Source organism: Streptomyces albus subsp. albus (assembly GCF_000719865.1).
GTDB lineage: Bacteria > Actinomycetota > Actinomycetes > Streptomycetales > Streptomycetaceae > Streptomyces > Streptomyces albus_E.
This window is the reverse complement of the sequence record NZ_JOID01000012.1, coordinates 61,324-72,517: the sequence shown is the minus strand read 5'-3', so window position 1 is coordinate 72,517 and position 11,194 is coordinate 61,324. Positions and strand designations below refer to the sequence as shown.

Annotated in this window: 9 protein-coding genes; 5 read left to right on the top strand and 4 right to left on the bottom strand. The window is 73.1% G+C overall.

The window, feature by feature from the left end; all coding sequences use genetic code 11:
- The first annotated feature begins 59 nt into the window (after positions 1 to 59).
- Positions 60 to 2,177: a beta-galactosidase gene (locus IF83_RS0113875; RefSeq protein WP_078843465.1), complete on the top strand. Its 2,118-nt coding sequence runs from the start codon at positions 60 to 62 to the stop codon at positions 2,175 to 2,177.
- A gap of 52 nt (positions 2,178 to 2,229) precedes the next feature.
- Complete coding sequence (locus tag IF83_RS0113870) at positions 2,230 to 2,934, top strand: glycoside hydrolase family 12 protein (protein ID WP_030544462.1); 705 nt, start codon at positions 2,230 to 2,232, stop codon at positions 2,932 to 2,934.
- Between the two features lie 68 nt (positions 2,935 to 3,002).
- Here IF83_RS0113870 and IF83_RS0113865 read toward each other — a convergent pair whose 3' ends face one another.
- Entirely contained in the window at positions 3,003 to 3,368 is a 366-nt protein-coding gene (locus IF83_RS0113865; RefSeq protein WP_279617219.1) for an ATP-binding protein, read from the bottom strand.
- A gap of 57 nt (positions 3,369 to 3,425) precedes the next feature.
- Positions 3,426 to 3,953: a hypothetical protein gene (locus IF83_RS31210; protein WP_051722764.1), complete on the bottom strand. Its 528-nt coding sequence runs from the start codon at positions 3,951 to 3,953 to the stop codon at positions 3,426 to 3,428.
- Positions 3,954 to 4,427: 474 nt separating this feature from the next.
- Here IF83_RS31210 and IF83_RS0113855 point away from each other — a divergent pair, with 474 nt between their 5' ends.
- Both IF83_RS0113855 and IF83_RS32060 read left to right on the top strand, forming a co-directional pair.
- Positions 4,428 to 5,300 carry a helix-turn-helix domain-containing protein gene (locus tag IF83_RS0113855; protein ID WP_030544459.1) on the top strand — a complete coding sequence of 291 codons (873 nt, stop codon included), beginning with the start codon at positions 4,428 to 4,430 and terminating at the stop codon, positions 5,298 to 5,300.
- Positions 5,297 to 5,512 carry a DUF397 domain-containing protein gene (locus tag IF83_RS32060; RefSeq protein WP_030544458.1) on the top strand — a complete coding sequence of 72 codons (216 nt, stop codon included), beginning with the start codon at positions 5,297 to 5,299 and terminating at the stop codon, positions 5,510 to 5,512. Before IF83_RS0113855 ends, IF83_RS32060 begins: the two co-directional genes overlap by 4 nt.
- Before the next feature lie 185 nt (positions 5,513 to 5,697).
- Here IF83_RS32060 and IF83_RS0113845 read toward each other — a convergent pair whose 3' ends face one another.
- Both IF83_RS0113845 and IF83_RS0113840 read right to left on the bottom strand, forming a co-directional pair.
- Positions 5,698 to 7,746, bottom strand: a complete 2,049-nt coding sequence (locus IF83_RS0113845; protein ID WP_030544457.1) for a glycoside hydrolase family 31 protein — start codon at positions 7,744 to 7,746, stop codon at positions 5,698 to 5,700.
- A gap of 95 nt (positions 7,747 to 7,841) precedes the next feature.
- Positions 7,842 to 8,855, bottom strand: a complete 1,014-nt coding sequence (locus IF83_RS0113840) for a LacI family DNA-binding transcriptional regulator (protein WP_030544456.1) — start codon at positions 8,853 to 8,855, stop codon at positions 7,842 to 7,844.
- 379 nt (positions 8,856 to 9,234) lie between these two features.
- Here IF83_RS0113840 and IF83_RS0113835 point away from each other — a divergent pair, with 379 nt between their 5' ends.
- Positions 9,235 to 11,184 (top strand): acyl-CoA dehydrogenase family protein, encoded by a 1,950-nt coding sequence (locus tag IF83_RS0113835; RefSeq protein WP_030544455.1) that lies wholly within the window; start codon positions 9,235 to 9,237, stop codon positions 11,182 to 11,184.
- Positions 11,185 to 11,194 lie beyond the last annotated feature (10 nt).

Here is an 11,194-nt window from a genome sequence, read left to right as displayed (position 1 = left end):
AGCGAGGGCTGGTCCGGCCTCGGCAGCGGCAGGCACGGCATCCCCTGCGGAGAACCCGCGTGAGCCGCCCCGGGCGGCCCCGTCTCGCGGACGCCACCCGCGGCCGCGTCCTCTACGGCGGCGACTACAACCCCGAGCAATGGCCCGAGGAGACCTGGCCCGAGGACATCCGGCTGATGCGCGAGGCCGGGGTCACCCTCGTCACCGTCGGCGTCTTCTCCTGGGCGCGCATCGAACCCGCCCCCGGCGCACGGGACTTCGGCTGGCTCGACACCGTCCTCGGCCTGCTGGACGACGCCGGCATCGGCGTCTGCCTCGCCACGCCCACCGCCTCGCCCCCGCCCTGGCTCGGCGCCCGCCACCCCGAGACCCTGCCGCGCGACCCCGTCGGCTCCGTCGTCTGGTACGGCTCGCGCAACCACTTCTGCGCCTCCTCCGCCGTCTACCGCGACCACGCCGCCGCCCTCACCGAGGACCTCGCCGCCCGCTACACCGGCCACCCCGCGCTGCGGCTGTGGCACGTCGGCAACGAGTACGCCACCCCCTGCTGGTGCGACGCCACCGCCCGCCACTTCCGCCGCTGGCTGCGCCGGCGCCACGGCACCCTCGACGCGCTGAACGAAGCCTGGGGCACGGCCTTCTGGAGTCAGGCCTACGCCGGCTGGGACGAGCTGATCCCGCCGCGCCGCGCGCAGTACCTGCTCAACCCGGCGCACGCGCTGGACTTCCGCCGCTTCACCAGCGACGCGCTGCTGGAGTGCTTCACCGCCGAACGCGACATCCTGCGCGGCTACGACCCGGACACCCCCGTCACCACCAACTTCATGCCGTTCTTCCCCGGCGTGGACGGCTGGGCCTGGGCCGCCGAGGAGGACGTCGTCTCCGCCGACATCTACCCCGACCCCGCCGACCCGCACGGCGGCGCGGAGAACGCCCTCGTCCAGGACCTCACCCGCTCCCAGGCCGGCGGCCCCTGGATGCTGATGGAGCAGGCCGCCGGCGCGGTGAACTGGCGTCCCGTCAACCGGCCCAAGCCACGCGGGCTGACGCGCCTGTGGTCACTCCAGGCCGTGGCGCGGGGGGCCGACGCCGTCTGCTTCTTCCAGTGGCGCCAGTCCCGGCAGGGAGCCGAGAAATTCCACTCCGCGATGCTGCCCCACGCGGGCGAGCACAGCCGCACCTTCCGGCAGGTGCGCGAACTCGGCGCCGAACTGGCCGCGCTGGGCGGCGAGGTGGCGGGGCGGCCGGTGCCGGCCGGGGCGGCGGTCCTGCACGACTGGGACGCCTGGTGGTCCGCCCGGGGCGAGGGCCGCCCCTCCGCCCTCGTCACCCACGAGGGCCTGCTGCGCGCCTGGCACCGGGCGCTGTGGGAGGCCGGGATCACCACGGACTTCGCCCGCCCCACCGCGGACCTGAGCGGCTACCGCCTCGTCGCCGTCCCGCACCTCCACCTGCTCACCGGCGAGGCCCTGCGGAACCTCACCGCCTACGTGCGCGGCGGCGGGACCCTCGTCTGCGGCTTCTTCACCGGCGTCACCGACGGCGACGACCGGGTGCGCCCCGGCGGCGTCGACGCCCGGCTGCGCGAGCTGCTGGGGATCGCCACCGTGCACGAGTGGTGGCCGTTGGCGGAGGACGAGACGGTTACGGTGACCACTGCCGGGAGCGCGACGACCGCCGTGACCGGCCCGAGCGTCCCGATCGGTCTGCCGGGCACCTTCACCGGCACTCTCTGGACCGAGGACCTCGAACTCGCCGGAGCCGAGCCCGTCGCCGTCCTCAAGGGCGGCGAGCTGGACGGCGGCCCGGCCGTCACCCGCCACCGCCACGGCGCCGGCACCGCCTGGTACGTCTCCACGCTCCCCGAACCCCCGGCGCTGCGCGCCCTGCTGGCGCACACGGCCGACGCAGCCGGGCTGCGCCCCGCGCTCCCCGCGCTCCCCGCCGGGGTCGAGGCGGTCCGCCGCGGCGACCTGCTCTTCCTCCTCAACCACAGCGGCGCCCCGGCCGTGGTCCCGCTCCCCGCCCCGGCCACCGATGTCCTGACCGGACGGGACCACACCACCACCATCCGCCTCGACCGCCACGGCGCCGCCGCCCTGCGCACCGGGGCCCGGCGGACCGGGGCGCCGCAGGCACCACCCGCACCGCACGCTCCCGAACCCCCACCTCCGTAGAAGGAGAACCCCCGTGCGACCCTCCACCCCCTCCACTTCCTCCACCCCCCGAATCCCCCGCAGGACGCTGCTCCGCACCGTCCTCCCCGCCGCGGCCGCGCTGGCCGGCCTGACCACCCTGGCCTCCGCGCCCGCTCACGCCGCCGTCTGGTCCTCCTCGGAGCAGTGGGGCACCTGGTCCAACGGCGGCTACACGCTCTACAACAACATCTGGGGCTCCGGCACCGGCCCGCAGACCATTTGGGCCAACTCGTACAGCGACTGGGGCGTCTGGGCGGACCACCCGAACACCGGCGGCATCAAGTCCTACCCCAACGCCAAGAAGACCGTGAACAGGCCGATCAGCCGGATCACCACGCTGACCAGCCACTACAACGTCACGGTCCCGAACTCCGGCGCCTACAACACGAGCTACGACATCTGGGACACCGACTACGACCACGAGATCATGCTCTGGGTCAATCGGACGGGCCCGGTCGGCCCGCTCGGCTCCCACCAGGGCGACGTCTCCCTGGGCGGCCAAAGCTGGTCCGTGTACCGGGGCGACAACGGCCACAACGCCGTCTACACCTTCATCCGCGCCTCGAACTCGACCGCCGGCACGGTGAACATCAAGCCGATCCTCGACTGGCTGAAGAACACCAAGGGCTGGATCGGCGACGAGACCATCGGCGACGTCCAGTTCGGCTACGAGATAACGTCCTCGGCGGGCGGCCTGGACTTCCGCACCAACGACTTCGCCGTCTCGTCGAGCTGAACGACGGCCCGGCGGCGCAGAGGCCCACGAGGGGCCGGTGTCCCGGCCCCTCGTGGGCCTCTGACGTTTCACCGGGCGCGGATTGCGGCCCACACACGCGAGCCGTCGCCATGCGCTTCGTGGCCCCACGAGTCGGACAGCGCTTCCACCAGGAATAGCCCGCGTCCGTGCTCGCTCTCGTCTTCCGGTGCGGACGACTGCAGGGGGTGCCGCGGGCCGCTGTCGGTCACGGCTACCGTCACCTTGCCCTTCGACAAAGTCAGACGGAGCTTGATGTGCCGGCTGCGGGTGTGCCGTACCGCATTGGTGGCGAGCTCGGACACGATCAGCTCCAGCGAGGAGACCACAGCGGCGCTCACTCCCCAAGCGGTGCTGTGGCGGCGAACGAACGCCCGGGCCCGGCCCGGAGTGGCCAGGGACGCTCCGGAGAGCACGTAGAAGACCCGCTTCTGCGCAGTGCCGTCGTGTTGGTATACGGGAACCGTTGCCACTCAGGCCCCCCGAAGACGGACGCGGGCGCCGGTGGAGGGCCACAGCCGCTCGGCCTCGTGGATGCGGTCCAGCAGGGACGCGACGACGGCCTCGCACAGAGCGTCGGCATCGGCGGTATACGGAGAAGGGCACGACGGCGGGACGACCCAACTGCGGCCGCACCGGGCGCGGCGGCCGGTGGCCCAGCTCAGGGAAGGGGCCGGCCAGCGCACGAATCCCCGGTCCGCCCATACGGTGCAGCGGAGATCGGGCCAGTACGACGCGAGTCCCGGTGCCACGAGGAACTCGACCGTGCCGCGTGGCCTGACGTCGAGGACGGGGCCCAGGGCGATGTTCCGGCAGCGCAGCCGGTTCAAGGCGTCGCTTCCCACGGTAGCGGTGACCCGCAGGACATCCCAGGTTCTGCCCACGGGGACCTCGGCGGCGGCTCCGGTGCGCCAGGCGTCCCCAACCGTCCCGGCCGGAGCGCCGGCCGCAGTGGCGCGGGAAAGCGCCAGCATCTGCTCTTCCCGGGTGGTGCTCGTCATGGCCTCGCTCCCGCCGTATGGGGGCTCCGGGCGACGCTCCCGATGCCGTAACGCGGCAGTGCTCGAAGCCGCGGACCAGGGGCGACGTGGCCGACGCACAAGATGCCCTGCGCCTCCTCAGCGGCGCGACCGCCACCTTGGTGCCCCGGGATGCGCACGCCGGCAGGCGAACTCTTTCGCCGCTGCGTGCAGTTCTCCCAAAAGGGCGTTCTGTTTCGTGCCATGGCGAGCTCCTCCGGGGCGCGCAAGGGACGGCGAAGGCCGCAGTGAGTAACGGGTTGGATGCACTCGGTTGCGGATGCTGGAACCCTGTCATTGGAATCCAATGAAAGGAAGCCGGTGTTGGGGAGTTCGCCCGAGTGGGTGACGGCGGCGGGAAGATGAGGGAGAGCGCCGACTCCCGCGTAGGCTCGGCTCGTTGGCGCGTGGGGAGCATCGGAGCCCCCGGTCACGGCCTGATGAGGAGGGGTGGGCATGGCCACGACGTCGGCAGGTTCCGCAGCACGTCTGCAGATCGCGCAGTCGCTCGCGGCCCTGCGGCAGCGGGCCGGCCTCACGCTGACGGATGTCGCCGAGCGCGTCGGCTGTTCCAAGAGCACGGTCGGCCGGTATGAGACGTGGCAGGAACGGGCCAGGCTCACCGTGCCGATGGTCCGTGGGATCGCTGAGGCATGCGGAGCCACGGAGGCCGAGCGTGAGGCCCTGGCCGAGTTGGTCCGCGGACAGGGCGAGGGCTGGTGGGTCGGCGATCCGGCCATTCCGGAGTGGATGGACCCGCTGGTCGGCTTCGAAACGGCCGCCGAGTACGTACACGCCTACGCGAACATCCTCGTTCCCGGGCTCTTGCAGACTCGGACCTACGCGCTGGCGACCCATCAGGCCAGCGACGTGCGCGCCGATCAGGACGAGATCGAACGCAAGGTCGCGGCTCGTATGCGGCGGCAGGACATCCTCGAACGCGAGAACCTCCACCTGTGGGCGATCCTCACCGAGAGCGTGCTGCGGACTGTCGTGGGAGGCGAGGCGGTGATGGCGGAGCAGATGGCCCATCTGGAAGAGATGTCCCAGCGGCCGAACATCGATATCCAGGTTCTGCCGTACAGCTCCGGAGCCTCGGCCGCCGGATCGGGCGGCCACTTCCTGATCCTCGGCCGGGACGACGAACGGCGCCCGCTCCACTCCATGTCGGTGGTCTACCTGGAGATGCACACGCGTGGCCTGTACCTGGATGACCCCGACGACCTCCAGGCCTATAAGTTGGCCCACGCGTACTTGCGTTCCCAGGCAGCCGACCCGAAGGCATCGCGGAAGATGCTCGCCGCCGCACGACAGGAGTTCTCCCCATGACCCCCAAGCCGTCCCCCGGACAACTGGCCGTCGCCGAGTGGCGTAAGAGCAGACACAGTGCGGCGAACAATGAGTGCGTGGAGATAGCCGACCTGGGCCCCTGGGTTGCCATCCGCGATTCCAAGGACCGCCGTCGCCCTGCGCTCACGGTGAAGGCCGGTTCCTTCACCGGCTTGATCGCGGCTCTCAAGTCGGCACGGTTCACTGCCTGACCGGGTAGCTGCCCGGCCCTCGACGGTGCCGCCGATTTCCCGGTCGGCACGCATCACTGGATGCGACTCGCGGCTTTGCCCCGTGTCTGTTGATCCCGCCCAAGGAGTTCTGGTGCGAAGGCGAGACATTCGGGCGGTGGCGCGCCCCCGAGCCCTTGTGCCGGGGACACGCGCCGCCTGGCCGCTCAGCCGCCCGTGACCGTCTCGCGGGTCAACCCCGCGCCCCCGCGCAGGAAGAGCGGGATGCGGTCCAGGGGGGCGGGGACCGTCACCGGGGCGCCCCCGGCGTACTCCTCGCCCGTCCACACGTCCGTCCAGCGCGTGCCCGCCGGCAGGTGGACCGTGCGTTCGACCGCCCCCGCCGTCAGCACCGGTGCCACCAGCAGGTCCGGGCCGAACAGGTAGGCGTCGCCGACCGACCAGGCGGCCGGGTCGTCCGGGAACTCCAGGAAGAGCGGCCGCATGGGCGGCAGGCCCTCCTCGTGGGCGGTGCGCATCTGGGCGAGGACGTACGGGCGGATCCGCTCCCGCAGCCGCAGATACGAGGTGAGCACCTCCTCGGCCTCCGGGCCGTACGACCAGATCTCGTTCGGCCCGCCCGTCATGTCCGGGCCGAGCGGCATGCCCGGGTCGCGGAAGCCGTGCAGCCGCATCAGCGGGGACAGGGCGCCGAACTGGAACCAGCGGATGAGCACTTCGCGGTAGGCCGGGTCGTCCGGGTCGCCGCCGTGGAAGCCGCCGATGTCGGTGTTCCACCAGGGGATGCCGGAGAGCGCCACCTGCAGTCCCGCCGTGACCTGCCGTCGCAGCGTCGCGAAGTCCGTGCCGATGTCGCCCGACCACAGGGCCGCGCCGTACGCCTGGCTGCCCGCCCAGGCGGAGCGGTTGAGGGTGATGCCCTCCGGCTCCCCCTCGGCCAGCAGCCCCTCGTGGAAGCCGCGGGCGTTCTCCCGCGGGTAGAGGTTGCCGACCTCCGCGCCCGGCCCGGCGTGGTAGCGCAGGCCCGCGGCGACGTGCGGCTTGAGCTCGGGCTCGCAGGCGTCCAGCCAGAAGGCGCGGATGCCGTACGGGCGGAGGTAGTTCTCGCGTATCCGGTCCCAGACGAAGGCGCGGGCGCCGGGGTGGGTGGCGTCGTAGAAGGAGACCTGGACGGGTTCGGCGACCTGCTTGTCGGGCCAGTCGGCGTGCACGGGCGGCCCGTACTCCGTGCCGATGAAGTAGCCGCGCTGGTCCATCGTGGTGTGGTTCTCGCTCAGTGGTGAGACCGACGGCCAGACCGAGACCACGGGTTCGATCCCCAGCTCGCGCAGTTCCGCCACCATGGCCGCCGGGTCGGGCCATTCGGCCGGGTCGAACTTCCAGTCGCCCAGGTGCGTCCAGTGGAAGAAGTCGCAGACGATGGCGGCCGGCGGCAGCCCGCGCCGCTTGTACGCGCGGGCGACCTCCAGCAGCTCCTCCTGGGTGCGGTAGCGCAGCTTGCACTGCCAGAAGCCGGCCGCCCACTCCGGCAGCATCGGCGTCCGGCCCGTCACCGCCGTGTAGCGGCGCTGGGCGGCGGCCGGGTCGCCGGCGGTGATCCAGTAGTCGATCTGGCGGGCGCTGTCGGCGACCCAGCGGGTGCCGTTGGCGGCGAGTTCGACGCGGCCGACGGCGGGGTTGTTCCAGAGCAGGGTGTAGCCGCGGTCGGAGGTGAGCAGCGGGATGGTGACCTCGGCGTTGCGCTGCACCAGGTCGATGACGGTGCCCTTCTGGTCGAGCAGGCCGTGCTGGTGCTGGCCGAGCCCGTACAGCCGTTCGCCGTCGTAGGCGCGGAAGCGCTGTTCGAGGCGGTGGTAGCCGTTGCCGGTGGGGGTGTAGAGGCGCGGCCCCGGCCACCAGAAGTGCGCCCGCTCCTCGGCCAGCAACTCCTCACCGGTGTCGGTGCGCAGGAAGCGGACCATGCCGTCGGCGGTGACCTCGACGGTCAGCGCGCCGTTGACGAGCAGCCCGCGGTCGTCCCCGGGTTTGACGGACGCCGCGGGCGCTGCCGGCGGGGCTTCCCGCAGCGCGCCCGGGAGGTTCGCGAGGACCGGGCCGCCGAGGCGGGCGCGGACCCGGATGGCGTCCGGGCCCCAGGGTTCGAGCCGTACGGTCTCCCGCCGGCCCGACCACTCCAGGGCGCCGCCGCTCTCGCGGAAGGTGCCGGCCGTGGGGGAGGACTGGGCGAGCGAGGCTGACTGCGGTGACGGGTTCACGTGCGCTCCTCTGGGGTGACGGCGGCCGGTCGGACGGCGTACGGGTCCGCTGGTACGGGGGGAGCGGTGGTACGGGGAGGGCGGCGCGGCGGTGCTCAGTCCCGGGCGGGCGGGGGACCGGAGCTGGCCCGTACGGTGAGTTCCGGGGGCAGCAGGGTGGTGTGGGGCCGGCCGCCTCCCTCCAGCTTCTCCATGACGAGCTCCACGGCCCGGCGCCCCATCTCCTGGGCGGGGATGGCGACCGAGGTGAGCCGCACGGACGCCTGCAGGGCGACCTGTTCCGGGCAGACGGCCACCACCGACACGTCCTCCGGAACCGCCCGCCCCTGCTCCCGCAACAGGCTGAGCAGTGGATCGATCGCGTTCTCGTTCTGCACCACGAGGCCGGTGGTGCCCGGGCGTTCGCCGAAGATCCGGGCGAGGGTGCCGGCCAGCGAGGCGTAACCGCCCTCGCAGGGGCGGTGCAGCGTGCGCAGTCCCAGCTCGCGGGCGCGGCGGCGGAGCCCTTCGGCCGTCCGTTCGGCGAAGCCGGTGTGCCGCTCGTAGACGGCCGCCGCCTCGCCGATCACGGCGATCTCCCGGTGGCCGAGCTCCGCCAGGTGCTCGGCGCAGAGCGCGCCGGTCGCGGCGAAGTCCAGGTCCACGCAGGTCAGTCCGGTGGTGTCGGCGGGGAGCCCGATGAGCACCGCGGGCCGGCCGGCCTCGCGCACCAGCGGCAGCCGGGCGTCGAGCAGTTCGACGTCCATCAGGATCATGGCGTCGGCCAGGCCGCTGCCGGCCACCCGGCGCACGGCGGCCGGGCCCTCCTCGCCGGTCAGCAGCAGCACGTCGTAGCCGTGCTCGCGGGCGGTGGTGGCGACCGCGAGGGCGATCTCCATCATCACCGGGACGTACATGTCGGTCCGCAGCGGCATCATCAGCGCGATGATGTTCGAACGGCTGCTGGCGAGGGCGCGGGCGCCCGCGTTGGGGTGGTAGCCCAGCTCCTCGATGCTGCGTTCGACCCTGTCGCGGGTGGTGGCGGAGATCGAACGCTTGCCGCTGAGGACGTAACTCACCGTGCTGGCGGAGACTCCGGCATGCCGGGCGACCTCGGCGAGTGTGACCATGCGAGTCCCCCAGCGGCGCGACGGTGACGGGCGGCCGGCCCCGGACGGGTGAAGCGCTTCGACTATGCGGTCGGTCGCGATGGATCCTACCCCGGGGACGTTGCCGTGCCATGACAGTAGACCGGTGCCCGGGAGCTGTCCAGAGGAGTGTCGAAGCGCTTCAACGGCGGGTGTGGGACCGCCGCGCGCCCCCCGCGGTCGCCCCTCCCCCGTCCGTCCCCGTACCCGCCGTCCGGCCCAGTGGCGCGGGGCGCGACCGGTACGGGGCGCCCCCGGCCGGGTACACCGACACCGGCCCCCACCGCCCGGCCGGATCCCGCCGTCCCGGCCCGGGCCGGCCCCGGCCCCGTACGCCCCTACTCGCGGCGAGGTGAGCCCCGTGACCGCACCGTCCGCCCGTCCCCCCGCCCGTCCCTCCGTCTCCGAACGCGAAGCGCGCGAGGTGGCCGAGGCCGCCCGCGAGCAGGAGTGGCGCCGGCCGAGCTTCGCCAAGGAGCTCTTCCTCGGCCGGTTCCGGCTGGACCTCGTCCACCCCGGCCGCGCGCCCGACCCCGGCGACGAAGAGCGCGGGGAGGCCTTCCTCGCCCGGCTCCGCGAGTTCCTGGCCACCCGCGTCGACAGCGCCCTGATCGAACGCGAGGCGCGCATCCCCGACGACGTCATCCGCGGCCTCAAGGACCTCGGCGCGCTCGGCATGAAGATCGGCACCCGGTACGGCGGCCTCGGGCTCAGCCAGGTGCACTACAACCGGGCCCTCGCCCTGACCGGCTCCGTCAGCCCCGCGATCGCGGCCCTGCTCTCCGCGCACCAGTCGATCGGCGTCCCCCAGCCGCTGAAGGTCTTCGGGACCGAGGAGCAGAAGGAGGCCTTCCTGCCGCGCTGCGCCCGCACCGACCTTTCGGCCTTCCTCCTCACCGAGCCCGACGTCGGCTCCGACCCGGCCCGCCTGGCGACCACCGCCGTGCCCGACGGCGACGACTACCTCCTCGACGGGGTGAAACTCTGGACCACCAACGGCGTCATCGCCGACCTGCTCGTCGTCATGGCCCGCGTCCCGGCCGGGGACGGCCACCGGGGCGGCATCACCGCCTTCGTCGTGGAGGCCGCCTCCGAGGGCGTCACCGTCGAACACCGCAACGCCTTCATGGGACTCCGCGGCCTGGAGAACGGGGTGACGCGCTTCCACCGGGTCCGGGTCCCCGCCGCCCACCGCATCGGCGCGGAGGGCGCGGGCCTCCGCATCGCCCTCACCACCCTCAACACCGGCCGGCTCTCCCTCCCCGCCATCTGCGCCGGCGCCGGCAAATGGAGCCTGAAGATCGCCCGCGAGTGGTCCGCCGTCCGCGAGCAGTGGGGCCGGCCGGTCGGGCGGCACGAGGCCGTGGGGGCCAAGATCTCCTTCATCGCGGCCACCACCTTCGCCCTGGAGGCCATGGTCGAGCTCGCGGGGCGGATGGCCGACGAGGACCGCACGGACATCCGGATCGAGGCCGCGCTCGCCAAGCTCTACGGCAGCGAGATGGCCTGCCGCATCGCCGACGACCTCGTCCAGATCCGCGGCGGCCGCGGCTACGAGACCGCCGCCTCCCTCGCCGCGCGCGGCGAACGCGCCGTCCCCGCCGAGCAGGTGCTGCGCGATCTGCGCATCAACCGCATCTTCGAGGGCTCCACGGAGATCATGCACCTGCTGATCGCCCGCGAGGCCGTCGACGCCCATCTGTCGGTGGCCGGCGAGCTCATCGACCCGGACGTCCCCCTGACCGGGAAGGCCCGCGCCGGCGCCCGGGCCGGCGGCTTCTACGCCCGCTGGCTGCCGGGGCTGCTCACCGGACCCGGCCAACTGCCGCGCTCCTACCAGGAGTTCCACCCGGCGGGCCACCCGGACCTCGCCCGCCATCTGCGCTGGGCCGAACGCTCCTCCCGCCGGCTGGCCCGCGCCACCTTCCTTGCCATGTCCCGGTGGCAGGGGCGGCTGGAGGGCCGGCAGTGCTTCCTCGGCCGGATCGTGGACATCGGCGCGGAGTTGTTCGCCGTCAGCGCGGCCTGCGCCCGGGCGGAGCAGTCGCGACGCGAGGGCGGCCACGGCCGGGAGGCGTACCAACTGGCCGACGCCTTCTGCCGGCAGGCGCGCGTCCGCACCGAGGAACTCTTCCGCCGGCTGTGGACCAACACCGACGACCCCGACCGCAAGGTCGCCGCGGGAGTCCTCGGCGGGGCGTACACCTGGCTGGAGGAGGGCGTCCTCGATCCCAGCGGTGACGGGCCCTGGATCGCCGGCGCGGCCCCCGGCCCCTCGCGCCGGGAGAACGTCCACCGCACCATCCGCTGACGGTCCGCTT